The organism is Streptomyces lydicus (assembly GCF_001729485.1).
GTDB classification, from domain to species: Bacteria; Actinomycetota; Actinomycetes; order Streptomycetales; family Streptomycetaceae; genus Streptomyces; species Streptomyces lydicus_D.
Genome location: NZ_CP017157.1, coordinates 6,331,633 through 6,357,990, shown reverse-complemented (window position 1 = coordinate 6,357,990; position 26,358 = coordinate 6,331,633). Strand labels below are relative to the sequence as shown.

Annotated in this window: 21 protein-coding genes; 13 read left to right on the top strand and 8 right to left on the bottom strand. The window is 69.6% G+C overall.

Annotation, left to right across the window (positions count from 1 at the left end):
* Positions 1-10: 10 nt before the first annotated feature.
* Entirely contained in the window at positions 11-1,330 is a 1,320-nt protein-coding gene (locus SL103_RS27490; protein WP_069571609.1) for a S8 family serine peptidase, read from the top strand.
* 160 nt (positions 1,331-1,490) lie between these two features.
* Here the strand turns inward: SL103_RS27490 and SL103_RS39325 are convergent, their stop codons facing one another.
* Positions 1,491-2,519, bottom strand: a complete 1,029-nt coding sequence (locus tag SL103_RS39325; RefSeq protein WP_069571608.1) for a PE-PGRS family protein — start codon at positions 2,517-2,519, stop codon at positions 1,491-1,493.
* Positions 2,520-2,652: 133 nt separating this feature from the next.
* Complete coding sequence (locus tag SL103_RS27480; protein ID WP_069571607.1) at positions 2,653-2,982, bottom strand: WXG100 family type VII secretion target; 330 nt, start codon at positions 2,980-2,982, stop codon at positions 2,653-2,655.
* 547 nt (positions 2,983-3,529) lie between these two features.
* On the opposite strand from SL103_RS27480, the gene SL103_RS38985 reads away from it, so the two are divergent.
* A complete protein-coding gene (locus tag SL103_RS38985; RefSeq protein WP_244304060.1) occupies positions 3,530-4,042 on the top strand; it encodes a lysoplasmalogenase in 513 nt (170 codons plus the stop codon).
* Between the two features lie 117 nt (positions 4,043-4,159).
* Here SL103_RS38985 and SL103_RS27470 read toward each other — a convergent pair whose 3' ends face one another.
* The 3 genes from SL103_RS27470 to SL103_RS27460 form a co-directional block, all read right to left on the bottom strand.
* The gene (locus SL103_RS27470; protein ID WP_069571606.1) at positions 4,160-5,491 is read right to left on the bottom strand and encodes an SUKH-4 family immunity protein; all 1,332 of its coding nucleotides are present in this window, start codon (positions 5,489-5,491) and stop codon (positions 4,160-4,162) included.
* Positions 5,488-7,632 (bottom strand): ATP-binding protein, encoded by a 2,145-nt coding sequence (locus SL103_RS27465; protein ID WP_244304059.1) that lies wholly within the window; start codon positions 7,630-7,632, stop codon positions 5,488-5,490. Before SL103_RS27465 ends, SL103_RS27470 begins: the two co-directional genes overlap by 4 nt.
* A gap of 597 nt (positions 7,633-8,229) precedes the next feature.
* Entirely contained in the window at positions 8,230-8,634 is a 405-nt protein-coding gene (locus tag SL103_RS27460) for a hypothetical protein (RefSeq protein ID WP_069571604.1), read from the bottom strand.
* Between the two features lie 238 nt (positions 8,635-8,872).
* Here SL103_RS27460 and SL103_RS27455 point away from each other — a divergent pair, with 238 nt between their 5' ends.
* Together SL103_RS27455 and SL103_RS39320 are read left to right on the top strand one after the other, a co-directional pair.
* Positions 8,873-9,181 carry a hypothetical protein gene (locus SL103_RS27455; RefSeq protein ID WP_033269522.1) on the top strand — a complete coding sequence of 103 codons (309 nt, stop codon included), beginning with the start codon at positions 8,873-8,875 and terminating at the stop codon, positions 9,179-9,181.
* Positions 9,178-9,909, top strand: a complete 732-nt coding sequence (locus SL103_RS39320; protein ID WP_069571603.1) for a WXG100 family type VII secretion target — start codon at positions 9,178-9,180, stop codon at positions 9,907-9,909. The genes SL103_RS27455 and SL103_RS39320 overlap by 4 nt, the downstream gene beginning before the upstream one ends.
* 106 nt (positions 9,910-10,015) lie before the next feature.
* Here the strand turns inward: SL103_RS39320 and eccCa are convergent, their stop codons facing one another.
* Complete coding sequence (gene eccCa / locus SL103_RS27445; RefSeq protein ID WP_069571602.1) at positions 10,016-13,975, bottom strand: type VII secretion protein EccCa; 3,960 nt, start codon at positions 13,973-13,975, stop codon at positions 10,016-10,018.
* Positions 13,976-14,230: 255 nt separating this feature from the next.
* Here eccCa and eccD point away from each other — a divergent pair, with 255 nt between their 5' ends.
* From eccD to SL103_RS27415, 6 genes are all read left to right on the top strand, one after another.
* Positions 14,231-15,694 carry a type VII secretion integral membrane protein EccD gene (gene eccD, locus SL103_RS27440; protein WP_069571601.1) on the top strand — a complete coding sequence of 488 codons (1,464 nt, stop codon included), beginning with the start codon at positions 14,231-14,233 and terminating at the stop codon, positions 15,692-15,694.
* A gap of 152 nt (positions 15,695-15,846) precedes the next feature.
* The gene (gene rpsO, locus SL103_RS27435) at positions 15,847-16,134 is read left to right on the top strand and encodes a 30S ribosomal protein S15 (protein WP_006602744.1); all 288 of its coding nucleotides are present in this window, start codon (positions 15,847-15,849) and stop codon (positions 16,132-16,134) included.
* 292 nt (positions 16,135-16,426) lie between these two features.
* Complete coding sequence (locus tag SL103_RS27430) at positions 16,427-18,649, top strand: polyribonucleotide nucleotidyltransferase (RefSeq protein WP_069571600.1); 2,223 nt, start codon at positions 16,427-16,429, stop codon at positions 18,647-18,649.
* The gene (locus SL103_RS27425; RefSeq protein ID WP_069571599.1) at positions 18,646-20,025 is read left to right on the top strand and encodes a M16 family metallopeptidase; all 1,380 of its coding nucleotides are present in this window, start codon (positions 18,646-18,648) and stop codon (positions 20,023-20,025) included. Before SL103_RS27430 ends, SL103_RS27425 begins: the two co-directional genes overlap by 4 nt.
* A 51-nt stretch (positions 20,026-20,076) precedes the next feature.
* Entirely contained in the window at positions 20,077-20,829 is a 753-nt protein-coding gene (gene dapB / locus SL103_RS27420) for a 4-hydroxy-tetrahydrodipicolinate reductase (RefSeq protein ID WP_069571598.1), read from the top strand.
* 12 nt (positions 20,830-20,841) lie between these two features.
* Positions 20,842-21,288: a hypothetical protein gene (locus tag SL103_RS27415; protein ID WP_069571597.1), complete on the top strand. Its 447-nt coding sequence runs from the start codon at positions 20,842-20,844 to the stop codon at positions 21,286-21,288.
* Between the two features lie 5 nt (positions 21,289-21,293).
* On the opposite strand, the gene SL103_RS27410 is transcribed toward SL103_RS27415, so the two are convergent.
* Both SL103_RS27410 and SL103_RS27405 read right to left on the bottom strand, forming a co-directional pair.
* Complete coding sequence (locus tag SL103_RS27410; protein WP_069571596.1) at positions 21,294-21,887, bottom strand: PH domain-containing protein; 594 nt, start codon at positions 21,885-21,887, stop codon at positions 21,294-21,296.
* Positions 21,888-22,019: 132 nt separating this feature from the next.
* Complete coding sequence (locus SL103_RS27405) at positions 22,020-22,259, bottom strand: hypothetical protein (RefSeq protein WP_069571595.1); 240 nt, start codon at positions 22,257-22,259, stop codon at positions 22,020-22,022.
* A gap of 232 nt (positions 22,260-22,491) precedes the next feature.
* On the opposite strand from SL103_RS27405, the gene thyX reads away from it, so the two are divergent.
* From thyX to SL103_RS27390, 3 genes are all read left to right on the top strand, one after another.
* Positions 22,492-23,250: an FAD-dependent thymidylate synthase gene (gene thyX / locus SL103_RS27400; RefSeq protein WP_069571594.1), complete on the top strand. Its 759-nt coding sequence runs from the start codon at positions 22,492-22,494 to the stop codon at positions 23,248-23,250.
* Between the two features lie 196 nt (positions 23,251-23,446).
* Complete coding sequence (dapA, locus tag SL103_RS27395; RefSeq protein WP_033269511.1) at positions 23,447-24,346, top strand: 4-hydroxy-tetrahydrodipicolinate synthase; 900 nt, start codon at positions 23,447-23,449, stop codon at positions 24,344-24,346.
* Between the two features lie 113 nt (positions 24,347-24,459).
* Positions 24,460-26,145: a ribonuclease J gene (locus tag SL103_RS27390; protein WP_069571593.1), complete on the top strand. Its 1,686-nt coding sequence runs from the start codon at positions 24,460-24,462 to the stop codon at positions 26,143-26,145.
* Positions 26,146-26,358: the final 213 nt, after the last annotated feature.

The following is a 26,358-nucleotide window of genomic DNA, read 5'->3' as shown; positions in this document are numbered from 1 at the left end:
GTCTTACAGCATGAGCTTCACGCGGACGCTGCGTGCGGTAGGTGGCGTAGCGGTGGCAGGAGCGCTGCTCTTCACCGCCGCGCCGACCGCTTCGGCGGACTACATCAGGGACGGACAGTGGGCGCTTGACGCCTTCAACCCGCAAAAGGTGTGGAAAGAGTCGACCGGCAAGAACGTCATCGTGGCTGTCATTGATTCGGGAGTCAACGGAGATCATATCGACCTCAAGGGCAATGTGCTCCCGGGGAAGAGCTTTGCCGAGGGCGGCGGTACGGCAGATCACGAATCTGAAGATGATCATGGCACGGCGATGTCTGCGTTGATCGCGGCCCATGGGCATGGCCCTAACCACGCTGACGGCATCATGGGGCTTGCGCCGGATGCGAAGATCCTGCCGATCAAGAGGAATGTATCGATCGGTGGGAATGCGAACAACATCGACGGCCCCATTCGATACGCGGTTGATCACGGCGCAAAGGTGATCAATATGTCCTTTGCTGGCCCCTATAAACTCAATGAGTCAGAAAAAAGCGCCATCGCCTATGCCGTAAAGCATGATGTCCTGCTGGTCGCTTCTTCTGGTAATGACGGCAGCAGTCAACCCCAGTATCCCGCCGTCGAGCCTGGTGTGTTGGCGGTCGGAGCAGTCGCCAAGGATGGGAATGTCCTGGGCGAGTCGAACTACGGTCCGCACATTCGCCTGATCGCGCCTGGCGAGAAGATCTACTCCGCCGGCACAGGCTCCGCTACGAAGTACCGGCAGGCCAACGGAACCTCCGACGCCACCGCCTACGTCTCCGCCGCCGCGGCCCTCGTGCGTTCGAAGTTTCCGAACCTCACCGCCGGCCAGGTCGCGAACCGTCTGACGAAGACCGCGATCACTCCGGACGGCAAGACGGGCATCAAGTCCCCTGACCCCAAGTACGGTTACGGCGTGATTCGTCCGTACCGGGCCCTGTCGGAGAACATCCCCGCCGGTCCGAAGAACGGTCCGCTCATCATGCCGAAGGACACCGAGCCTTCGGCCGGTGCCGGTGCGAATGCGCCGGGGCAGAACCCTTCGGCGAGCAGTGGTGATGAGAAGAGCGGCCTGAGCCCGCTGGTGCTTGTCGGTATCGGTCTCGGCGTGATCGTCGTGCTGGGGATCGTCATCGCTGTGATCGTGGCCGGCAAGAAGCGCCGTAATGGTCCGCCTCCGGGTGGCCCTGGCTACGGTGGCCCGGGTGGCGGCGGGGCAGTTCCCGCGCAGCAGCAGTTCGGCACCTACCCGCAGCCGGGGGGACCGGGCGCGTACCCGCCGGCTCCGCCCACTCAGCCTCCGGGGCGCTGAGAACTTCCCAGTCGTTGGCGAGGCGCGGGGTCGCAGTCCATGACTGTGGCCCCGCGCCTTGTTGTTGTCACGGCCTCAAGAAAGCCTGATGCCCTTGGCCTTCGTGGACGGGTTCCACGAGGACCAAGGGCATCAGGCGTTGCGGGCGTACGGGTTCGGGTCAGCCGAAGACCGAGCGGACCTCGTCGGTGACGTCCTGGTGGCGGGTGGCGGCGCCGCCGGTGCGGCGGTCGACGTGGCGTTGGGCCGCGTCGAGGCCGCGGTTCTGCAGGTCGTTCTTGGCGTGGTCGACGTAGGTGCTGGGGTTGGCGAGGCTGGTGACGCCGTCCTTGTATTCCTGGGCGCCTTCCTTGATGCCGTCCACGTATTCGCCGGCCTTGTCCTTGGCGATGTCCGCGGTCTCGCCCCAGTCAATTCCGTCGCGGGCGCCGAAGTGGCTTTCGATGCCCTGCTGGGCGACGTTCTGGCCCATCTCCGTGGCGGCCTCTTTGGCCTTGTTCTTGCCCTCTTCGATGATCTTGTCTTTGGCGATTTCCTTCGCCTGGTCGACGACCTTGTCCTTGACGGTTTCCTTCACCGTCTTCTTGACGTAGTCGGCGGCCAGCTTGCGGGCTTCCTTGGAAACGGCCTTCTTCGCCATCTTCTTGATGGCGTCCATGGTGGCGTGCTCCATGGCCTTGGTGGCCGCCTCCATGACCTCGCGTTTGATCTTGTCGAGGATCTGGCGGACGAGCAGCCGGGTCGCCTGCGTGGCACCCGCGGCGCCGAGTTCGGAAAGGCCCAGGGTGAACGGCGCGGCGGCCTGTGCGGCGATGAGTTCCGCGGCCAGCATCACGAGCTGGACAATGACCGCGATCTTGCCGGCGAGAACGGCGATGGCGGCTGCGTCGAATGCGACGGCGATGACTTCGGCCGCGGCCGCGGCGTCCCGGAGGTAGTTGTCTCCGCTGCCCCCGCCGCCGGAGAAAGTGCCCCACTCATTCGTGAAGCCTTCGATCGCTTCGCCGGAGTTGGCGGAGACGACTTCATTGGCTGCCGAGGAGCCGGAGGACGACGCCTGATTCACCGACTCGGCGAAGTTGCGCCAGACCTGGGCGCATTCGTGGAGCTTGTCCTCGTCGGCGTCCGGCCAGTTGTAGCCGAGCAGGTCCAGGACCCAGGCTACCTCGCTTGGCAGCGTCAATGACACAGTGATCGTCCCCCGTGCAGTTGTAGCCGATTGCTGAGTGAAATGGAGAGGTGCGGGCGGGAATCAGGGCGGAGAATGCGGCGGGGTGGGGCTCGGGCCACCGGGCCGACGGTAGGTGCGGCGGGACGTCGTGTCAGATGGCCGGACGGCCGACCGCGCTGATGGTGTGAATGCCCTGCTGGTCCGAGTCGGCGTATGTGCCGGCCATGGTCTGGAGCTTGTCGCCAATGCCTTCGAGGCGCTCACCCAGCGAGTCCATCGACTCGAACATTCCATCCCTGATGGGCGTGTAGATCGTTTCGAAGATGTCGCCGAAGTCGCAGTTTTCCCAGGGGCTGCCGAGACCTTTGAGGTCGTCCTGCAGCTTCTTCGAAGCCTTGGAGAAATCGCTGCCGATGTGGACGAACGCGTCGCCCTGCGTGCGCAGCACATCCGGATCGACGTCAAATGCCTTGCCTGCCACCGTTGCCCCCGTTTTTCGGCCGTGCCGCGTTGATTCCTGGCGCGATTCTAGCGGTCCCAGATTAGGCGATCTGAACACAGGCATGTCAAGGCGAGGGTGTGGAGGATATGTGGGTATCCGGGTGCTTCAATGCCGTTGGGATTCTGAGGAATTGACCAGCCTGTGGCTTTGGCGGCATTGGTGAAACTTGTGGGAGGCCGGGCGGATCGTTGAGTGGTGTCGACGCCCTCGGGCGCTTCCGAAAGTGCAGGTTAAATATTGGTTCGCTGCAGGTCAATGAATGGGTTCGGGGGCGGAGGTGGGTGTGGGGTGGAGGGAGAGCCGCGGGCCGGTGTTTCGGCGGTGGTGAGGTCCGAGGCCGGTACGGCCGGCGTCAACCGGGAGGCTGCCGGAAAAGGTCGTACGGGTGGGGGTGATCTGTTGACGGGGGAGGGGAGTGCGGTGGCCAACTGTCGAATTGCCGCTGGTGAGCCCGGTGGGCGGGTTTCCGTCTCCGGGAGGGAAGCGGGGCGCGTGGACGATCATCCGTCCCGTAGCATTCGCGCTCATGGGTGAACCCGGCAATGAAGAGCGTGACGTGCACGGTGATCGTGAAGAGGGCGACGGTCGCGCGCCGCACGATGAGCAAGACGAACGTGACGAGCACGATGAACGTGACGAGCACGAGGAACGTGAAAAGCACGACGAGCGCGATGAACGTGACAAGCGCGGCGAGCACGGCGAACGTCTGAGGGGCGAAGAGGGCGACGCGGCAGGCGAGTTCGAGGAGCTTGACGAGCTGGAGGAGGAAACTCCGAACCGGGTGGGACTGACTCCTCGTCAGGCCCGGCGGATACGTATCGTCCTGGCCTCGGTGCTGATGGCCGCGATGGCGGTGGTGCTCGTGGTGCGCCTGGCGTCGCGTACGTCGGTGCTCGTGGTCGGGGTGTACGGCGCGGCGCTGGTGCTCTGCGGTGTGGTGATCGAGCTCAGTCGGCACGGACGCACCCGGCTCGGCACCTGGTTGCTCGGCATCGGTCTCGCGGCCGCGCTGGCCTCGGACTGGCTGCTGTTGCCCTGAGGCCCGCTCCAGCCCGAAGGACCAGGCCCGGGCCCGCAAGCCCGATACACCGGGCACCGAAAGCCCAAGTCCCCACCGGCGGCCCTCTCCTGCGACGAGGGCCGCCCGCGGCACGCGTCAGAACAAGCCGTGCCACATCTGCTCGATCACCAGGGACCACCAGTTGCCGGTGTCGTCCAGTGCCCAGGAGTCGATCGCGGCGATCTCTTCCTGGAAGGCGGCGACCGCGGTTCCGGCCGCGTACGGGTCCATGCCCTCCATCTGCCGGCGCGTGGTGGCCAGCAGGGCGAGCGAGCGCAGGTAGGCGGAGAGGGTGCGGTTGACGAAGCGGCCGCCGCCCGAGGAGGGCTGCACGGCCCAGACGGTGCCGACCAGGTTCTGGTTGTTCTCCGGGGCGGTGCACTGGACGGCGACGGCGTAGAGGCCGTCCGTGCCCAGGCGGACGTACCCGGCGAGGGTTTCCAGCGTCTGCTCTTCGGCGCGGGTGCCGGCCTCGCGCAGATGGGTCGCCATGTCCGTGAACATCCCACCGGGCGGCGGGCTGTCGGGACGGTCCGAGGTGAAGAAGTACGGGACGGTGGCCGGCAGTCCGCCCCAGACCATGGTGTTCCTGGTGGCCTCGGGCAGCTGGGTCGCGACCAGGTCGTCGGCGTCGGGACGGCGTACGCCCTCCGGGCCGAAGACCTCGACGAGGTGCTTGCCGAGCGCCACGTCACGCAGCTGCGGCGCGGCCTCGACACGGTCCGGCACCGGCAGCCGGTGCGGCTGCGGCGGCGGCTGCTGACCCGCCATCCGGTGCATCATCTCGACGTGCCGCAGCAGCCCGGCGACGCCCTCGGCGCGCTCCTCGGGCCGCATGCCGTAGCCCTCGGTGCAGGAGAACGCGGCGTTGGGGAACGCGCGGAGGACGAAGTCGCCGGGGTAGCCGCCGGGCAGCAGGGCCGGCCGCAGGTCGGTGTGGAAGGCGCGGACGCCCGCCGGGTCGACGCCCAGCCGCCGCAGCTCGTCGTGGAGCTGGTACTCGACGGGCGGCCGGCCGGGGGCGGAGACCTTGACGAGGTTGGTCTCCTCGCCGGTCGCCGGGTCGTCGTAGGTCGCCACGGCCGTGTTGCCGGGACCGGTGACCGGCGGCCGGGCCGGCTCTGCCGGCGCCGCGGGCGCCCCGCCGCCGTGCTTCTGCTGGTACATCCGCACGACCTCGTCGACCGGTACGGACGGCCAGACCGTCAGCTCGCCCGAGGCCCGGTCCACGACACCGCACGCGGTGCCGATCTCGGCGGGCGGGCGGCGCTGCCCGGTCTCCGGGTCGACCTCCGGGGGCGGCGGTACGGCCCACACCACCCAGCCGAGGTCGAACTCCTGCATGGCCACCTCACGCGGCGGGCCCTGATGCCCTTCCGGGTTGAGCCAGCGGGCGGCGGTGGCGTGTGCCTGCGCCTGGGTGATCACGAGTGGTCTCCTTCGAGGCCGTGGGAAGCGTCGGCGTCAGCGGTGCCGGTGCGCTGGGCCGGCACGGAGGGGGCGGCGGGCGCGGACACGAGGATCTGACGGGCGGTCACACCGCGTTCGGTGGCGACGACCAGCACCCCGTCCGGCGAGAGATCGACGCCGGTGACCGGGGAGTCGGAGACCAGCGCGGCCACCATCCTCCGGTCGGTGCGTGCCCAGACCCGCAGATAGTCGGCGCCGCGGCTGAAGCCGAGGGGCGCCGCCGCCCGGTCCTCCTCCGAGGGCTGCACGACCTGCGCGGGGTCGGCGTCGACGTACTCGGGGGCGCGCAGGTCGTGGAGGAGGAGGGCCGTACGGCCACCCGCGGGCGCCTCGCCCTCCCCGTTCACGGCGCCCTCCTCGGCGGCCGTTCCGTCCGCGGACGCGGCCCCGTCCTGTGGTGCCGACGCGCCGTCCGGCAGCGTACGGGAGCCGGGAGTGCCCTCCGGGACGAGGAACGCGGCGACGGGACGGGACGTTGCCGTGCCGTCCTCGCCGGTCACGGCCACCGATCCGGTCGTGACCGCGCGGACACCGGCCAGCGGCACGCTCCACAGCGTCCGCCAGGGGAGGCGGAAGCCGCGCGTGTGCAGCGCCTCCGCGTACGGCGCCAGCCCGTCCTCGACGAACGCGGACTCCAGGAAGGCCGCCCGCAGGGTCGCCGGCGCCTGGGACCGGGTGAGCAGCGGAGCGGTGCGCAGATACGTACGGGCCGGTGCGCCCAGCTGCTCCAGGGGTACGGCCTCGATCGCGGCCCGCAGCGTCACCGGATCGGCGTGGGCGAACAGGCCCGGGTCGGTGAGGAGTTGGGGCAGCAGACCGGCTTCGAGGGTGTGCGCCGCGAGGTGGTCGCGGATGTAGGGATCGGCCTGCGCCCAGTCCTGCTGCGGCACCGCCTCCAGCAGCGCCATGGCGATCCTGGTCTGGGCGTCCCGGACGTCGGGGAGACCGGAGCGGATCTCCTCGGCGAGGGCGGGGTGCATCAGGCGCAGCAGCGTGCGGCCGTCACCGGCGGCGGCCTCCGCGCCCTCCCCGGTCCCGTCCTCGTCGTCATCGGACGACGACTCCACCGGCTGGACGAACGGGGCCGCCAGCAGCATGCCGTCGGCGAGGTCCTGGCTCATGTCGCGCCCGGCGACGGCGCTCGCCAGCGTCCCCAGCAGCTGGACCGGGAGCCCCTCGCCCTCGGCGAACGCGAGCGGCGCCAGTATCAGGCGGAGGGTCTGCGGATCGGCGCCCAGCCGGCGGGCGTGCAGGTCGAGCGCCTCGCCGACGCTCGTGGGCAGCTGCGAGGCGTCCGCCGGATCGAAGCCCTCGGGCTGCATGAGCACTGACTGCACGGCGAGTTGGACCGTCAGCCGGCTGCCCGCGGCGCGCGCGGCCAGCGCCTCGGCGAGCGCCCGGCGGGCCGCCGGGTCGGTGGTGTACGGGAGCTCCGGCGCCCCGGCGGCGGCGTCGAGCGCGGTTTCGGCGTGCAGCACCAGGCCCTTGGGGTCGGCCCACTCGGGCGCGTCCAGATCGATGACCTTGACCTCGCCGGCGGGCAGCGCCCCGGCCAGTTCAGCGGCCAGCTCGCGCGACACGTCGGCGAGCAGCTGAACCGTTTCGGTGGCCGCGAGCGGCGTGAGCACCTCCCGCACGACGCGGGCCGCCTCCCCGGCGGCACGTACCGGACCGGCCTCGTCGACGTCGGGCACCACGACCGTCACCGGCTCTTCACGAGCGGCGAGTTCGGTGAAGACGTCCTCGTCGCGGCCGGCCGCCAGCTCGAAGTGATCGGCGAGCAGCCACAGCAGCTGCGCCGCGGTGCGCCCGGCCGGACTCGGCACCGCGGGTGCCGGCAGATCCGGGGGCACGGTCGCCGGGTCGAGATCGTCCAGCGGCAGCTGCTTGCGGTACTCGGGATCGCACATCATCAGGAAGCCGGTGAGCAGGCGCGAGCGCCCGCTGCCCGGGTTTCCGGTGAGCACGATGACCCGCGGGGCGCCGGGCCACCGCATGCGCCAGGCCGCCAGTGCGCGCAGTGCGGCGGCGCGGCCGCCGACGTACGGATGCGGTGCGTATCCGGCCGCTCGGGCGTTTCCTCCAGCTGCGGCGCTCATGGCTTCCTCGTCCCCCATCAATCCCGCCCTCCACCTTCGTGGATTCCTGCGTGTACCGGCTCGATCCTATGATCCGGGCCGCATGCCGGGGTCGGCACGGGGTCGGCTGTACCGGAACTGGAACACGCAGGCCGGGGCGGGTGTGGGGGGTGGTCGCCCGGCTCGTGGGACGAGCGTGGCGACGGTGGTCCCGGTGCGTGCTGTTGTGCCTGTTCCTGTGGCCCGTTGTGGAGAAATCGAGATCACTTGTGTGGAAAGGAAGCGGATCTGTCCGCATTCTCCGAATGCCGGACAGCTCGTCTTCCTTATCGACCGAATTGACCCTCACTCGTATCGACGGAGTGATCGTATCGCCCCGTTGATCCGTATCGATCTCCGACGGGTGCCGCGCGGCTGACGACTACGGGCGCCGGCAGCCGCACGGGGGCCGCCGGCGGACGTCAGGAGAAAACCGCGGAAGCCGAGTGGCCCGGAAATCGAGCAGCCCCGAGCAACCCAAAAATCCGGAAAACCGGTAAAACCGGGAAACCGCGGCGCTTCGAAGAGCCGGGCGCGGACGCCGAGGGGCGGTGGGGCGGCGGAACCGCGAAGACCGGGTCAGCCCCGGTGGCCGCGCCCGCCGCCGCGACGCGGAGCAGTGACGATGTTGCCGGTCGGACCGTCGCGCTCGGCGCGCTCGGCGTCCTCCTTGGCTTCCTGCTCCTTCTGCCAGGCCGCGAACTTCTCGCGGGACTCCTCGCGCTCGGCCATGGTCTGGTCCTCCGCGGCCCGCCGCATCTCGTTGAGCCGGTCGCCGATGGCGTCCATGTAGCCGGGCGTCTGGATGGCGTCCTTCATGCCGATGCGGCCGGAGAGCACCTCCTGGGCCATCTCCTGGAGCTTGCCGCCGACATTGGGGTTGTCCGCCAGGACCTTCAGTGCCTTGCGCAGCCGGTGCGCCTGCTCCTGATCCTGGGCGACGTCCATCAGGTCCTCGTCCTGGATCTGCCGCTCGTTGCTCATCTCTGCCCCCTAGAACGTCATGGCACAGCAACCGCGTGTGCGGCACCGGCGTCCTGAGTGTAATGACGGGTGTGAACGGGTCGTCAAGGCGGGGGTTGTCGGTAATGCCGCAAATTGCTCCGTATGCATTCCGTGGTCCGTCCGCCGGCCGCTCGACGGAGGGCATCGGGCCTATTGCGGGTGTGCTAGACCTGAGGCGATGTTGGCAGGTAGCTGTCATTCAATTCGGGGAGAAATGATGTCCGACGAAGTCCGGCTCAGTACGGAGGAGTTGCACAAGCTCGGTGCGACCTTCGAGATACGCGCGGAAGAACTGAGCCGGCAGCTGGCCGCATTCAGACGGCGGGCGGATGCCGAGGCGCTGCGGGACGGTTTCGGCAGCCAGGAGGCCGCCCGGCCGTTCCGTGAGCTGTACGAGCAGGCCGAGCACGCCCTCGTCCAGCTGCAGCAGCGGCTCGCCGAGGTCGGCAGCGGCCTCAAGGAGACCGCCGGCACCACGCAGGCGGCCGAGGACGAGCTGGTCGAGATGATGCGGAGCGTCAAGTGAGCGAGCGACGCAATCCCGAGGCACTGCACGAAGCGGCGGCCGGCTGGCGGGAGATGGGCAAGCACCTGGACGGCATGGTCCGCGAGCTGGACCGGCATGTCGGCACCGCCGCGGCGGCCAACTGGCAGGGCCCGGCGGGCGAGGCGTTCGCCGCGGACTGGCACCGCCTCAAGCGGTCCGTCGACGACTCGCTGCCGGCGTTCGAACTGGCCGCCGCGGATCTGGAGACCGCCGCGGCCGCGCCCCCCGACGACCACAATGACGAGGACCACGGCGCCCCGCCGGTGAACAACTCCGCGAACGGCGGGCAGTCCTCCTCCGGCCCCGAGGTCGCCTACGGCTTCATGGCGCTCGGCCAGCTCGCCAACGGCCTGGGCGGCGCGTTCGGCAAGCGCGGCGGGCGGGGCGGCGGCCAGAGCTCCGTGCCGGTCGTACGGCACACGTGGGAGACCTCGACGGCCGCGCAGGGCCCGGACCCCTTCGGGCCGGGGCAGAGCGGCGCGACCGCGACGCGCGGCGGCGAGGGCATCGCCAAGGGCGTACGGACCCAGCCGGCCGGTCCGGAGGCGGGACCGGGCGACGAGCGGGACCCGAAGGCCACGGCGGAGCAGCCCGCGAAGGCGGGGAAGCCGGCAGAGGCGGGAAAGCCGGCGGAGGCGGGGGAGTCGGCGGAGCAGTCCGCCGACCCGGCCACCCCCGACACCCGCCGGCACGGCGCCTTCGGCTGACCGGCTGACCGGCCGGCCGCGCCGCCGGCCCCGGCGCGCACGGAGAAACGGCGGTGGGGCGCCCCTCCTGAGAGGGACGCCCCACCGCCGTTTCCTGTGTGGCCCGTTACTGGCCGTGCGCCGGCAGCCAGCCCGTCTGGACCAGCTGCGCACCACGCTTGCGGGTGATGAACGTGGCCCGGCCGGGCGTGAGCTGCTGGCCCTTGATGTTGCCCATCAGCGGGCCCTCCGCCGGGTCGGCGGACAGGATCAGACCCTGCGCACCGAGCTCCTTCGTACGCTGCATCACGGGCTCGAAGGACGACCGTCCGGCGCCCGAGGAGCTGCGCGCGATGATCAGGCGCAGACCCAGGTCACGGGCGAACGGCAGGTACTCCAGCAGCGGCTGCAGCGGGTTGCCGCTGCTGGTCGCCACCAGGTCGTAGTCGTCCACGATCACGAACGCGTCCGGCAGGTCGTACCAGCTGCGGTTGCGCAGCTGCTCCGGCGTGACGTCCGGCCCGGGCATCCGGCGGCCCAGCGAACCGGCCAGCCCGCTGATGACCTCCTGCAGCTGCGGGCCCGCGGCGCAGTACTTGTACAGGTGGCTCTCCGGGACCTCGCCGAGCAGCGCGCGGCGGTAGTCGGAGACCACCATCAGCGCCTTGTCGGACGGGTACCGCTCGGCGATCTGCTTGGTCAGCAGGCGCAGCAGCGACGACTTGCCCGACTCGCTCTCGCCGTAGATGACCAGCAGCGGGTCGGTCTCGAAGTCGATGAACGCCGGGGACAGCGTGGTCTCGTCGACACCGATCGCGATGCCGTGCTCCGGGTAGTCGCTGCCCTTGGGCAGCTCGTTGACGTGCAGCATCGTCGGCAGCATCCGCACCTTGGGGGCGGGCTCGCCCTGCCAGTGCTCCTTGACCGTCGACACCAGGTTCGCGATGCCGTCGCTGATCGTCTCCGGGTCGCTCATCCCGTCCAGGCGCGGCAGCGCCGAGAGGAAGTCGAGCTTCTCGGGGGACAGACCACGGCCCGGCTTGCCCATCGGGACGTTCTCCGCGCGCTTGCGGTCGAACTCCGACTCCATCGGGTCACCCAGGCGCAGCTCGACGCGGTTGAGGAGCTGGTCGCGCAGCGCGGGCCGGACCTCGGTGTAGCGGGCGGCGCCGAGGATCAGGTGGACACCGAAACCGAGACCCCGCGCGGCGATGTCCAGGATCACCGGGTCGAGCTGCTCGTAGTCGGTCTTGAAGGTTCCCCAGCCATCGATGATCAGGAAGACGTCGCCCCACTTCTCGTCGGGGAAGGCGCCCGCGGCCCGCCGCTGGCGGTAGGTCGCGATCGAGTCGATGTTGTTGGCCCGGAAGAACTCCTCGCGCTGGTTGAGGATGCCGACGACCTCGGCGACCGTACGGCGGACCTTCTCCGCGTCCAGACGCGAGGCGACCCCGCCGACGTGCGGCAGGTCCTCCATCGTCAGCATGCCGCCGCCGCCGAAGTCGAGGCAGTAGAACTGCACCTCGGCCGGGGTGTGGGTGAGCGCGAACGCCGCGATGGCGGAGCGGATCAGGGTGGACTTGCCGGACTGCGGACCACCGACGACGAGGCCGTGACCGGCACCGGCGGAGAAGTCCAGGTACATCACGTCACGCCGCTGCTCGAACGGCTTGTCCACCAGCGCGACCGGCACCACGAGCTTGCCGAGCGCGGTGTACTCCGGCGCGTGCACGCCCCGCTCGGGCGTGACCGCCAGCGTCGGCAGCAGCTGGTTGACGGTCGGCGCCTCCTCCAGCGGGGGCAGCCACACCTGGTGGGCCGGCGGGCCCTGGCCCTGCATGCGCTGGACCATCACGTCCAGCACGGTGTCGGCGAGCGCGTCGTCGATCTCGGGCTCGGTCGCCTCGACGGCGACGGGCTCCTCGATGATCTGCTCGACGACCGGGGCCGCGGTGAACGGCACCGGCATCCGCATCGCCCGGCCGCCGCTGCCGCCCCGGCCGCCGCCGCCCGGACCGCGATAGGTACCGGACACGTACGCGGCCTTGAACTGCACCATCGTCTCGGTGTCGTACTTGAGGATGCCGGAACCGGGGACGTTCGGCAGGTGGTAGGCGTCCGGCACACCGATCGCGGTGCGCGACTCGGCCGCCGAGAACGTCCGCAGGCCGAGCCGGTAGGACAGGAAGGTGTCCAGACCGCGCAGCTTGCCCTCTTCCAGGCGCTGCGAGGCGAGCAGCATGTGCACACCCATCGAACGGCCGATCCGGCCGATCTGGATGAACATCTCGATGAAGTCGGGCTTGGCGGCGAGCAGCTCGGAGAACTCGTCGATGATCATCACCAGCGACGGCAGCGGGTCCAGCGGGGCACCCGCGGCACGCGCCTTCTCGTAGTCGGTGATGTTCGCGTAGTTGCCCGCGGAGCGCAGCAGCTCCTGACGGCGCTGGAGCTCACCGGTGATCGAGTCGCGCATGCGGTCGATCAGCGTGACGTCCTCACCGAGGTTGGTGATGACCGCCGCGACGTGCGGCATCTCCGACATGCCGGTGAAGGTGGCGCCACCCTTGAAGTCCGCGAGGATGAAGTTGAGCGTCTCGGAGGAGTGGGTGACCGCGAGCGCGAGGACCAGGGTGCGCAGCACCTCGGACTTACCGGAACCGGTCGCACCCACGCACAGGCCGTGCGGGCCCATGCCCTGCTGCGACGCTTCCTTGATGTCCAGCATGACGGGCTGGCCGTCGCGGTCGACGCCGATCGGGACGCGCAGCCGCTCGGACAGCGTCCGGGGCCGCCAGGTGCGGGACACGTCCAGCGCACCGGCGTCGCCGATGTTGAGCAGGTCGGTGAAGTCCAGGGCGGACAGCAGCGGTTCCTCGCCGTCCGCACCGGTACCCGCCCGCAGCGGCGCGAGCTGACGGGCCAGCGACTCCGACTCGGCGATCGACAGGGTGTCGCACACACCGTGGTAGACCGCGCCGCTGGCCGACTCCAGCACCAGCTTGCCCGGCCACACCTGGACGGCCAGGCCGCCGCGGATCTCGTCCAGATCGCCCGGGACGACCTCGAGGATGGTGACGCCCTGCAGGCCCTCGGCCCCGGCGATCACCGAGTCCATCGGCACCTCGCCGCCGTCGAGCACGATCACCACGTGCGGGGTGTCGGTCACCGGAGTGCCCTGCGGGTTGAACCGCCCGCGGCCGTCCAGCTCGTCGGCCAGCAGTTCCTCGATCTCGCCGAGGTCACCGACGACCAGCCGGCGGCTGCCCGCTCCGTCCGTCGTCTTGTCCTGCACGTGCGGCAGCCACTTCGTCCACTCCCACTCCGCCTGCGCGCCCGGCGCGGCGACGACCGCCACGACCAGGTCCTCGGGGGAGTGCAGGGTGCACAGCTGGGCGAGGACGGCGCGCGAGGCGCCGTAGACGGTGTCCGGGTCACCGGAAACGGTCAGGTGGTAGAAGGCGCGCAGCGACACCGCGAGCGGCAGGTTGTCCAACTGGCCGTGCTTGTCGAGGAATTCCTTCATCGCGTGCGCGGTGAGCGGCTCCAGCTCGTCGACCGGAGCGGTCTCCGGGGCCCGCAGCGGGGTGGCCAGCTGCTGCGGCCCGAGCCCGAGACGTACCTGCCCGAAGTCGGGGTCGGAGCCCCGGCGTTCCCATACGCGTTTGCCCTCGGCCACGATCGACCACAACTGGCTCGGATCGGGGTGGGTGTAAAGCTGGGCATCGCGCTGTTTCCGTGCGGTGCGTCGTACCTCTTTTCGCTTCTGCGTAAGGTACTTGAGGTAATCCTGACGCTCCTGAACCATTTGTCCGGAAGGGCCTTGGCGAGCCTTGACGATCTGAACGATCGCCATTGCCAGGGTGGACGCCACCATAAAGCCGCCCATGATTTTCATGAACGGCTGATTGCCCATGAACAGGAATCCGGCAGATGACGCCATACCCATCATGGGCATCAGCGTCATCAGCATGTTCTCTGATTCGCCTTCACGCGGCAGCTCCGGCGGCGCCTCGAGTGTCACCTCCTCCGAGGGAACTTCGGGTGGCAGCGCGCGGGGCGGGCGCTTGACGATGACAACGCTCACCGAGGCATCAGTCCTTCATGCATCTCGCAGTCTCGGACCGCCCCCGTTGGATTCGACGGTCCCCCCGAGCCAAGTCCTTGGCCCGAACCAGGCGTTGATCCTACTGTTAAGCGTCAAGTCTCGGGGTGGGTGGGGCCGTCGCTGAATTGGACGGTACGCTGACGCCTCGCGAGCGTGCCGCAGCCCCGCAGAGACGGCTCTATATATAGGGCGCGCGACGCGACAAAACGCCCAACGGATAGGGGGAACCGCCAGGTGAGCACGAGCACTGGCACCGGCTTTTGCCGGGTCACAGTCGCCGCGCCGGACGCACGGATCGACGTGGCTCTGCCGGAGGACGTCGCGCTGGTCGACATTTACCCGGAGATCCTGCGGCTCTCCGGGCAGTCCCAGGCCGAGGGCGCACCGACCGGCTATCACCTCGTACGCCGCGACGGCACGGTTCTCGACGCCGGACAGTCACTCGCCCAGCAGCAGATCCTCGACGGCGACCTGCTCCTGCTGAAGCCGTTCGCCGAGTCGCTGCCGCTCCCCGTCTTCGACGACGTGTCCGACGCCGTCGCCTCCGCGGTCAAGCGCAACCGCAGCCGCTGGAGCGACGACCTCATGCATCTCGTCGGTCTGACCGCCGGCGTGCTGCTGCTCGTGATGATGGCGTTCGCCCTGTGGTTCTCCAACCCCGTCGACCGCGACATGCACCGCCTGCCCGGCATCATCGCCGGCGTCGTCGGCATCGTCCTGGTCGCGCTGGCCGGTGTCCGCGCCCGGGTCTACGACGACCACGGCTCCTCCATCGCGCTGGGCCTGGCCTCGCTGCCGCACCTGCTGATCGCCGGCTCCGGCATCTTCCCGGTCGACCCCGGCGCCGGCCCCGGACGGCTGCACCTCCTCGTCGGCTGCGTGACCGTACTGATCGCCTCGGTCCTCCTGGTGGTGCTGCTGCCGCGCGGTGACGCCCCCTTCGTCGCGGCCGCCTTCCTCTCCGCCATCGGCACCCTCGCGGTCTTCGCCGCGATCCTCACCGACGCCGCGCCCCGCGAGGTCGCCGCGGTCACCGCCGTCGTCGCCATCGCCATGGTCGCCTGGCTGCCCGGCCTCTCCGCCCGCTTCGCCCGCCTGCCCATCGGCTACAAGTCGCCCGACCAGATCGCCAAGGGCTCCTTCGAGGGCGGCGGCGAGACCGAGTCCGTCGACTTCGTCAAGATCGGCAACCAGGCCAAGCGCGGTCACGAGCTGCTGCTCGGCCTCGTCGCCGGCTGCTCCGCCCTGGTCGTCGGCTCGGCCGGTGTCGTCCTCGGCTTCTCCGACAACATGTGGGCCCAGCTGCTCGCCCTGACCGCCGGCATCACGATCATGCTCCGCGCCCGGCTCTTCGACTACACCGCGCAGGTCGCCTGCCTGACCATCGCCGGCATCCTGACGATCGTCCTGCTGATCCTGGGCATCACGCTGCACCCGCCGACGGACATCTTCGTCGACCTCATGCAGTACCAGGACTCCGGTCCGCTCAATATCCGCACCGTCTGGTTCTCCAGCAGCATCGCGGTGGGCGCCGCCCTCCTGGTCGGCGTCGGACTGATCGTCCCGCGCAAGGGCGTCACCCCCTTCTGGGGCCGGATCTTCGACATCTTCGACGGCCTGGTCCTGCTGTCCCTGGTGCCGCTGTGCCTGGCGGTCCTGGACATCTACAACAAGGTGCGCGGCCTCACCGGCAGCTAGCGCGCCCGCCGGCCCCGGCTGCGGCCCCCCGACCACCCGGTCGGGGGGCCGTTTTCAACTGGTACGCTGTGTGACGGCCCGGACGAGTCATCCAAGATTCCCTGTGATGTCAACCAGGGACGCTCACCGGCCGGAACCCTGAGGAGTACCGCGTGTCGCTCGACGCCGCTACGAAGAAGCAGATCATGGCCGAGTTCGCCACCAAGGAGGGTGACACCGGCTCCCCCGAGGTCCAGGTCGCGATGCTCTCCCGCCGCATCTCGGACCTGACCGAGCACCTCAAGACCCACAAGCACGACCACCACTCCCGCCGTGGTCTGCTGCTGCTGGTCGGCCAGCGCCGCCGCCTGCTGCAGTACCTGGCGAAGAAGGACATCACGCGCTTCCGCGCGCTGGTCGAGCGCCTGGGCATCCGCCGCGGCGCGGCGGGCGCCAAGTAAGACGCCGTAAAGGGAGCGGTTCCCACCGGGGGCCGCTCCCTTTGCCGTACGCACCGGACGCCCGTGCCACCTCACGGTGGACGGAACCTTTGTAGTCTGGTGCCATATCGCAAAACTGAACGCGGTAGGAGCGCCTCCTGGCCGCCGGTCCTCGGTAGTGGCCCCCGGACGATCCATGCACGGCATGTCGCATCACTCCGGGTGCTTCGATCGAAGACCGGCCCGCACCGGCGCTCCACCGAGAAGGTCTGCTGCCACACGGGCAGCAGACGCAGACGAGGAGATATTCCTGGTGGAGAACGAGACCCACTACGCCGAAGCCGTGATCGACAACGGTTCCTTCGGCACCCGCACCATCCGCTTCGAGACGGGCCGCCTGGCCAAGCAGGCCGCCGGCTCCGCCGTCGCGTACCTGGACGACGACACCATGGTGCTGTCGGCCACCACCGCCTCCAAGAACCCGAAGGACCAGCTGGACTTCTTCCCGCTGACCGTCGACGTCGAGGAGCGGATGTACGCAGCCGGAAAGATCCCCGGCTCCTTCTTCCGCCGTGAGGGCCGTCCCTCCGAGGACGCCATCCTCACCTGCCGTCTCATCGACCGCCCGCTGCGCCCGTCCTTCAAGAAGGGCCTGCGCAACGAGATCCAGATCGTCGAGACGGTCATGGCGCTCAACCCCGACCACCTCTACGACGTGGTCGCCATCAACGCCGCCTCCTGCTCCACGCAGCTCGCCGGCCTGCCCTTCTCGGGCCCCATCGGCGGTACCCGCGTCGCCCTGATCAAGGGCCAGTGGGTCGGGTTCCCGACGCACACCGAGCTCGAGGACGCGGTCTTCGACATGGTCGTGGCCGGCCGCGTGCTCCCCGACGGCGACGTCGCGATCATGATGGTCGAGGCCGAGGCCACCGAGAAGACCATCCAGCTCGTCAAGGACGGCGCGGAGGCCCCGACCGAGGAGGTCGTCGCCGCCGGTCTCGAGGCCGCGAAGCCGTTCATCAAGGTCCTGTGCAAGGCTCAGGCCGACCTCGCCGCCAAGGCCGCCAAGCCGGTCGGTGAGTTCCCGACCTTCCTCGACCACGAGGACGACGTCCTGGAGGCCCTGACCAAGGCCGTCAAGGACGAGCTCTCCCAGGCGCTGACCATCGCCGGCAAGCAGGAGCGCGAGGCCGAGCTGGACCGCGTCAAGGGCCTGGCCGCCGAGAAGCTGCTGCCGGACTTCGAGGGCCGCGAGAAGGAGATCTCCGCCGCGTACCGCACGCTGACCAAGAAGCTGGTCCGCGAGCGCGTCATCAAGGAGAAGAAGCGCATCGACGGCCGCGGCGTCACGGACATCCGTACGCTCGCCGCCGAGGTCGAGGCGATCCCGCGGGTGCACGGCTCCGCCCTGTTCGAGCGTGGCGAGACCCAGATCCTGGGCGTCACCACCCTCAACATGCTCCGCATGGAGCAGCAGCTGGACACCCTCTCCCCGGTGACCCGCAAGCGCTACATGCACAACTACAACTTCCCGCCGTACTCCGTCGGTGAGACCGGCCGCGTGGGCTCGCCCAAGCGCCGCGAGATCGGCCACGGTGCGCTCGCCGAGCGCGCCATCGTGCCGGTGCTGCCGACGCGCGAGGAGTTCCCGTACGCGATCCGTCAGGTCTCCGAGGCGCTGGGCTCCAACGGCTCGACGTCCATGGGCTCGGTCTGCGCCTCGACCATGTCGCTGCTGAACGCCGGTGTGCCCCTCAAGGCCCCGGTCGCCGGTATCGCCATGGGCCTGATCTCCCAGGAGATCGACGGCGAGACCCACTACGTCGCCCTCACCGACATCCTCGGCGCGGAGGACGCCTTCGGTGACATGGACTTCAAGGTCGCCGGCACGAAGACCTTCGTGACCGCCCTCCAGCTGGACACCAAGCTGGACGGCATCCCGGCCTCCGTCCTGGCCGCGGCCCTCAAGCAGGCCCGCGACGCGCGTCTGCACATCCTCGACGTGATGAACGAGGCGATCGACGTTCCGGACGAGATGTCCCCGAACGCGCCGCGGATCATCACCGTCAAGATCCCGGTGGACAAGATCGGTGAGGTCATCGGCCCCAAGGGCAAGATGATCAACCAGATCCAGGAGGACACCGGCGCCGACATCACGATCGAGGACGACGGCACCATCTACATCGGTGCCGCCGACGGCCCGGCCGCCGAGGCCGCCCGCGCCACGATCAACGGCATCGCCAACCCGACCATGCCGGAGGTCGGCGAGCGCTACCTGGGCACGGTCGTCAAGACCACCACCTTCGGTGCGTTCGTCTCGCTGCTCCCGGGCAAGGACGGCCTGCTGCACATCTCGCAGATCCGCAAGCTCGCCGGCGGCAAGCGCGTGGAGAACGTCGAGGACGTGCTCGGCGTGGGCAGCAAGGTCCAGGTCGAGATCGCCGAGATCGACCAGCGCGGCAAGCTCTCCCTGATCCCCGTGATCGAGGAAGAGGACGCGGCCGAGGCCGACAAGAAGGACGACGCCGACAAGTGACGTCCCGTACGCACAGGACGACGGCCCGCACCTCTTCGGAGGGGCGGGCCGTCGCCCGTACCCAAACGCTTCTCAAGGGCGCCGCGGGCGCCGGCACGGTCCGCCGGACCACGCTCCCCGGCGGTCTGCGGATCGTCACCGAGACGCTGCCGACGGTCCGCTCCGTCACCTTCGGGATCTGGGCGCACGTCGGCTCCCGCGACGAGACGCCCTCCCTCAACGGCGCCACCCACTACCTGGAGCACCTGCTCTTCAAGGGCACCGAGCGGCGCAGCGCGCTGGACATCTCCGCGGCCGTCGACGCGGTCGGCGGTGAGATGAACGCGTTCACCGCGAAGGAGTACACCTGCTACTACGCGCGGGTGCTCGACACCGACCTGCCGCTCGCCATCGACGTGGTGTGCGACATGCTCACCGGCTCGCTGATCGAGGCCGAGGACGTGGACGCCGAGCGCGGCGTCATCCTCGAAGAGATCGCGATGACCGAGGACGACCCGGGCGACTGCGTGCACGACCTGTTCGCGCACACCATGCTCGGCGACACCCCCCTCGGCCGCCCGGTCCTGGGCACCGTCGACACCGTCAACGCCCTCACCGCCGAGCGGGTCCGCCGCTTCTACAAGAAGCACTACGACCCCACCCACCTGGTGGTCACGGCCGCCGGCAACGTCGACCACGCCAAGGTCGTCCGCCAGGTCCGGCGCGCCTTCGAGCAGGCCGGCGCCCTCGACCGTACGGACGCCACCCCGGTCGCCCCGCGCTCGGGCAGCCGCGCCCTGCGCACCGCGGGCCGCGTGGGGCTGCTCAACCGCAAGACCGAGCAGGCCCATGTGATCCTCGGGATGCCCGGTATGGCGCGGACCGACGACCGGCGCTGGGCGATGGGCGTGCTGAACACCGCGCTCGGCGGCGGGATGAGCTCCCGGCTGTTCCAGGAGGTCCGGGAGAAGCGCGGACTGGCCTACAGCGTGTACTCGTACACCTCCGGTTTCGCCGACTGCGGGCTCTTCGGCGTCTACGCGGGCTGCCGCCCGAACCAGGTGCACGACGTGCTCAAGATCTGCCGCGACGAGCTCGACCAGGTGGCGACGCACGGCCTGAGCGACGACGAGATCCACCGCGCCATCGGTCAGCTGCGCGGCTCCACCGTCCTCGGCCTGGAGGACACCGGCGCGCTGATGCACCGCCTGGGCAAGAGCGAGCTGTGCTGGGGCGAGCAGATGTCGGTCGACGAGATGCTCAGCTGGATCGCGGCGGTCACCCCCGACGAGGTGCGCGAGGTGGCCCGCGACGTACTGGGCCAGCGTCCCTCGCTCTCCGTCATCGGACCGCTGAAGGACCGGCAGGCGGCCCGGCTGGACGACGTCGTCGCGTAGGACAGCAGGGCGCGGGCCCATGCCGTACCACCGAGAGGAAGACTGGAAACGATGAGCAAGCTGCGCGTGGCCGTACTCGGAGCACAGGGTCGGATCGGCTCCGAGGCTGTACGGGCCGTCGAGGCGGCCGAGGACCTGGAGCTGGTCGCCGGGCTCGGCCGGGGGGACAAGCTGGAGACCCTGGTCGACGCCGGCGCCGAGGTCGTGGTCGAGCTGACCAACCCCGGCGCGGTGATGGGCAACCTCGACTTCTGCGTGCGGCACGGCATCCACGCGGTGGTCGGGACCACCGGCTGGACCGATGAGCGCCTCGCGCAGCTGCGCACCTCGCTCGCCGCCTCGCCGCAGGTCGGCGTGCTGATCGCGCCGAACTTCTCGATCGGCGCGGTGCTGACCATGCACTTCGCGCAGCAGGCGGCGCGGTTCTTCGAGTCGGCCGAGGTCGTCGAGCTGCACCACCCGAACAAGGCCGATGCCCCCTCCGGCACCGCGGCCCGCACCGCCCAGCTGATCGCCGCGGCACGCGCGGAGGCCGGCTGCGCCCCGCAGCCGGACGCCACCACCACCGCGCTGGACGGCGCCCGTGGCGCGGACGTGGACGGCATCCCCGTGCACTCGGTACGCCTGCGCGGGCTGCTGGCCCACCAGGAGGTGCTCTTCGGCGGCGAGGGCGAGACGCTCACCATCCGCCACGACTCCCTGCACCACAGCAGCTTCATGCCGGGCATCCTGCTCGGTGTGCGGCGCGTGGTGTCCGCTCCGGGCCTGACCATGGGCCTGGAAAACTTCCTCGACCTGGGCTGAGGCCGGCACCCCATGGGCGGAAAGATCACGTACTTCTTCCTCGCCACCGTGCTGGTGCTCGTCTTCGGCGTGGTGGCCCTGGAGGGCGTACTGCTCATCCTGACCGGCGAGCCGGCGGCGATGGGCATGGGCGCGGTGGCCTTCGTGCTGCCGTGCATCGGCGCCTGGTTCCTCTGGCACAACACCCGCTTCGCGCGGGACGCCCACCGGCTGGCGCACGCGCTGGAGGCCGAGGGCGGGCTGCCCGTGGACGAGCTGAAGCGGACTCCGGGCGGCCGGATCGACCGGGACGCCGCCGACGCGGTCTTCGCCCGGAGGCAGGCCGAGACGGAGGACGCGCCGGGCGACTGGCGTACGTGGTTCCGGCTCGCGGTCGCCTACCACGACGCCCGGGACACCCCGCGCGCCCGCAAGGCGATGCAGCGCGCCATCGCACTGCACAACGGCGGCGCGTCCTGAGCGAGCTACGGGAGCCGGTCCGACCCTGATCCGCCGGGCCGGCCCTGGGGGACGCCGTGCTCTGAGGCCCATGCCTCCAGCACGTCCGTGGCCTGCTCGAAGGACTCCGGGCGGGCCAGGAAGTCGCCGCTGTGGTCGGTGATCAGGGGCCGCAGCGGTGCGCCCTGGGCGCGCTCGACGATCAGTGCCTGGCCCTGCACGGTCCGCGGCAGTCCCAGCCAGCGCACCGGCTGCTGGAGCGTGCGCACCGAGGCGAGGGCGTTCCACGGCGTGGTCGTGGTGCGCAGCAGGTTCACCTGTCGCAGACCCTGTGCACTGACCCAGACCCCGACCCGTACCAGCCGCACGGCCAGCGCGGTCAGCAGGACGCCGATCAGCGCACAGGCCCCGGCGCCGGGCAGCGACCCGGCCATCGCGATGATCATCGCGGAGAGCAGTACGAACGAGGCGAGCAGCAAAAGCACCGCCGCCGCCCCTACGCGCCACGGTCCGGGGCGGTAGGGACGGCGCCAGTGGTCGGGCTCGTCATGGGGCAACGCGGGGGTTTCCGCGGCACGGTCGTCGAGGTCGCGGTCGGCCGTCAGAAAGGGCAGGGGCACGGCTGATCCTCACTCATGGCTGGGCCGGCACGCACAGAGGTGCCGACGGAAGCTGTGATCGGTGAGGTTAGCGGGAGCGGCGGGGCGGAACCACTCGGTGGTCCCGCCCCGCCGTCGTGTGCCCCGGCCTGCTCAGCGGTGAGCGGCTTCGGACTGGTGCACCCGGTCCGAGGTGGAACTGTCCTGCTGCAGTGCGGGTACACCGAACAGCAGCGCGCCGGCCAGGCCACCCACTACTGTCAGAGTGACCAGTGACTGGCTGAGCATCTGCGCGCGGGATGCGCGCTGGCGCGGCGGGGGAGTGACATTGCTGCGGAACCGGTCTGCCTCGGCAACGAAGGCGAACGGGACGGGCTCTCGCCGGCGGAACATGAGCGGGCTCTCCTAGGAACCTCGTAGTGGGCACTGTCACAGGGTTAGACGTCCCGGGGGCCCGATTGGTGCCCGTTTTCCAAGACTTCTGTGAAAAATATCAACTGCCGCTCCGCGCGCTGCTATAGAGCGTCCGTTTTGTGGCTAACGCGGCATCACGCCGCATTTCCTCGGCTGTCAGTGGCGGGCCGTAGGCTGGTCGCGCACGAGGATCGAACGGAAGGAACCGCCGGTGTCCCACACCCCCGCCGAGAGCACTGAGAGCCCTGACAGTGCAGCCGTCAGCTTCCGGAGCGAGGTGACGGTCGAGCTGGTCAAGCACAGCGCCGCGGACAGCGACGTCCTGTGGGCGGCCCGGGTCTCCACGGCCGGCGAGCAGTCCCTGGAGGAGCTCCAGAAGGACCCGGAGCGCTCCAAGGGTCTGATCAACTACCTCATGCGGGACCGGCACGGCAGCCCGTTCGAGCACAACTCGATGACCTTCTTCATCAGTGCGCCGATCTTCGTCTTCCGCGAGTTCATGCGGCACCGCGTCGGCTGGTCGTACAACGAGGAGTCCGGCCGCTACCGCCAGCTGGAGCCGGTCTTCTACGTCCCCGGGGAGTCCCGCAAGCTCGTCCAGCAGGGCCGCCCCGGCAAGTACGAATTCGTCGAGGGCACCGCGGCGCAGCACGAGCTCACCGGCCGGGTCATGGAGGACACCTACCGCGAGGCGTACGCGGCGTACCTGGAGATGCTGGCCGCCGGCGTGGCCCGCGAGGTCGCCCGTGCGGTGCTCCCGGTCGGCCTGTTCTCCTCCATGTACGCGACCTGCAACGCCCGCTCGCTGATGCACTTCCTCGGTCTGCGCACCCAGCACGAGCAGGCGAAGGTCCCCTCCTTCCCGCAGCGGGAGATCGAAATGGTCGGCGAGCAGATGGAGGCCCACTGGGCCGAGCTCATGCCGCTCACGTACGGCGCATTCAATGCGAACGGCCGGATCGCGCCGTAATGCCCAGGCCGCGGGCCGGGAGCCGGGGCGCCGGGACAGAAGTGCGAAGTGTCCGGATTGCGGCATTTTGAGAAGTTCATCTACGCTGAACAGACGGACCCGGCACTGCTTGAACCCCCGAGCAGGCAGTGCCGGAGTCCACATCCCTGCTCCCCAGAGGCGCATCCCGCGGTGAGCTACGAGTAGCGTGGGACCCATGGCTCCGACTTCCACACCGCAGACCCCCTTCGGGCGGGTGCTGACCGCCATGGTCACGCCGTTCACGGCGGATGGCGCTCTCGACCTCGACGGCGCGCAGCGGCTCGCCGCCCATCTGGTGGACGCCGGTAACGACGGCCTCGTCGTCAACGGCACCACCGGAGAGTCCCCGACCACCAGCGATGCGGAGAAAGCCCAGCTGGTCCGCGCCGTGGTCGACGCGGTGGGAGACCGCGCCTTTGTCGTCGCCGGAGCCGGTACCAACGACACCCACCACAGCCTTGAGCTCGCCCGCGCCGCCCAGGACGCCGGCGCCCACGGACTGCTCGCGGTGACGCCGTACTACAGCAAGCCCCCGCAGGAGGGTCTGCTGCGGCACTTCACGGCCATCGCGGACGCCACCGACCTGCCCGTGATGCTCTACGACATCCCCGGCCGCAGCGGCGTCCCGATCAACACCGAGACGATCGTCCGGCTCGCCGAGCACCCGCGGATCGTCGCCAACAAGGACGCCAAGGGCGACCTCGGCCGCGCCAGCTGGGCCATCGCCCGCTCCGGCCTCGCCTGGTACAGCGGCGACGACATGCTGAACCTCCCGCTGCTCTCGGTCGGTGCCATCGGCTTCGTCTCCGTGGTCGGCCATGTCGTCACCCCCGAGCTGCGCGCCCTCCTGGACGCGCACCTCAACGGTGACGTCACCAAGGCCACCGAGATCCACCAGAAGCTGCTGCCCGTCTTCACCGGCATGTTCCGCACCCAGGGCGTCATCACCACCAAGGCCGCCCTCGGTCTCCAGGGCCTGCCCGCGGGACCGCTGCGCCTGCCGCTCGTCGAGCTCTCCCCCGAGGAGACCGAACAGCTCAAGCGCGATCTCGCCGCCGGCGGGGTACAGCTCTGATCACAGACTTCACAACTGAATACCGACCAACAACCGCCTTATAGCAAGTGCACGAATGTCATGCGCGCCACGTGCCTCGACGGCAGCGTGGCGTGTGTGGTGAGGAGAGTCTTTTGAGTCATCCGCATCCTGAGCTCGGCGCCCCGCCGAAGCTTCCCAAGGGCGGCCTGCGCGTCACCCCCCTCGGCGGCCTGGGTGAAATCGGCCGCAACATGACGGTCTTCGAATACGGCGGCCGGCTGCTGATCGTCGACTGCGGAGTGCTCTTCCCGGAGGAGGAGCAGCCCGGAATCGACTTGATCCTGCCGGACTTCTCGTCCATCAGGGATCGCCTCGACGACGTGGACGGCATCGTGCTCACCCACGGCCACGAGGACCACATCGGCGCTGTCCCCTACCTCCTGCGCGAGAAGCCGGACATCCCGCTCATCGGCTCGAAGCTGACCCTCGCCCTGATCGAGGCCAAGCTCCAGGAGCACCGCATCCGCCCGTACACGCTGGAGGTCGCCGAGGGCGACCGCGAGCGTCTGGGCCCCTTCGAGTGCGAATTCGTCGCGGTCAACCACTCCATCCCCGACGCGCTGGCCGTCGCCATCCGCACCCCCGCGGGCATGGTCGTGCACACCGGCGACTTCAAGATGGACCAGCTCCCGATGGACGGCCGGCTGACCGACCTCCCGGCCTTCGCGAAGCTCGGCGAGGAAGGCATCGACCTCCTCCTCGTCGACTCGACGAACGCCGAGGTCCCCGGCTTCGTGCCGCCCGAGCGCGACATCTCGAACGTCATCCGCCAGGTCTTCGCGGGTGCCCAGAAGCGCATCATCGTGGCCAGCTTCGCCAGCCATGTGCACCGCATCCAGCAGATCCTCGACGCGGCACACGAGTACGGCCGCCGGGTCGCCTTCGTCGGCCGCTCGATGGTCCGCAACATGGGCATCGCCCGCGAGCTGGGCTACCTCAAGGTCCCGGCCGGCCTGGTCGTCGACGTCAAGATGCTCGACGACCTCCCCGACGACGAGGTCGTGCTGGTCTGCACCGGCTCCCAGGGCGAGCCGATGGCGGCTCTCTCCCGGATGGCCAACCGCGACCACCAGATCCGCATCGTCCAGGGCGACACGGTGATCCTGGCGTCGTCCCTCATCCCGGGCAACGAGAACGCGGTCTACCGCGTGATCAACGGCCTCACCCGCTGGGGCGCGAACGTCGTCCACAAGGGCAACGCCAAGGTCCATGTCTCGGGCCACGCCTCGGCCGGCGAGCTGCTGTACTTCTACAACATCTGCAAGCCGAAGAACCTGATGCCGGTGCACGGCGAATGGCGCCATCTGCGCGCCAACGCCGAGCTGGGCGCCCTGACCGGCGTACCGAAGGACCGGATCGTCATCGCCGAGGACGGCGTCGCCGTCGACCTGGTCGGCGGTGTCGCCAAGATCGTCGGCAAGGTCCAGGCCGGTTACGTCTACGTCGACGGCCTCTCGGTCGGCGACGTCACGGAAACCTCCCTCAAGGACCGCCGCATCCTCGGCGACGAGGGCATCATCTCCGTCTTCGTGGTCGTCGACTCCAGCACCGGAAAGATCGTCGGTGGCCCGGACCTGCACGCCCGCGGCTCCGGCATCGACGACGCGTCCCTGGCAGGCGTGTCTCCCAAGATCGATGAAGCGCTGGCCAAGGCCGCCCAGGACGGCGTCGCCGAACCCCACCAGCTCCAGCAGCTGGTCCGCCGCACGGTCGGCAAGTGGGTCTCCGACAACTACCGCCGCCGCCCGATGATCCTCCCCGTGGTCGTCGAGGTCTGACACAGCGTCGGTACGAACGTCCTCAAGTACGAGCGGGGCGCCCGGATTTGCATCCGGGCGCCCCGCTCCAGTACGTTTACGGCTCCGCCTGAACGGGAAGCACCGCACGCTTGCGTGCGCGGAGCCCCTCCCGGAACGGACGGAATTCCGACCCAGAGCAATCTGATAAAGTCGGATCAGCCGAAAGGCAAACCCCCTCCGACGGGAAATCGG

Excerpts from the sequence above, each read along its gene's own strand:
- SL103_RS27490 (WP_069571609.1), top strand. The coding sequence starts at position 11 with ATGAGCTTCACGCGGACGCTGCGTGCGGTAGGTGGCGTAGCGGTGGCA.
- SL103_RS27405 (WP_069571595.1), bottom strand. The coding sequence starts at position 22,259 with ATGTTCCGCCGGCGAGAGCCCGTCCCGTTCGCCTTCGTTGCCGAGGCA.
- SL103_RS27460 (WP_069571604.1), bottom strand. The coding sequence starts at position 8,634 with ATGAGCAACGAGCGGCAGATCCAGGACGAGGACCTGATGGACGTCGCC.
- SL103_RS27465 (WP_244304059.1), bottom strand. The coding sequence starts at position 7,632 with ATGAGCGCCGCAGCTGGAGGAAACGCCCGAGCGGCCGGATACGCACCG.
- SL103_RS27415 (WP_069571597.1), top strand. The coding sequence starts at position 20,842 with ATGGGCGGAAAGATCACGTACTTCTTCCTCGCCACCGTGCTGGTGCTC.
- SL103_RS27455 (WP_033269522.1), top strand. The coding sequence starts at position 8,873 with ATGTCCGACGAAGTCCGGCTCAGTACGGAGGAGTTGCACAAGCTCGGT.
- dapB (WP_069571598.1), top strand. The coding sequence starts at position 20,077 with ATGAGCAAGCTGCGCGTGGCCGTACTCGGAGCACAGGGTCGGATCGGC.
- dapA (WP_033269511.1), top strand. The coding sequence starts at position 23,447 with ATGGCTCCGACTTCCACACCGCAGACCCCCTTCGGGCGGGTGCTGACC.
- SL103_RS38985 (WP_244304060.1), top strand. The coding sequence starts at position 3,530 with ATGGGTGAACCCGGCAATGAAGAGCGTGACGTGCACGGTGATCGTGAA.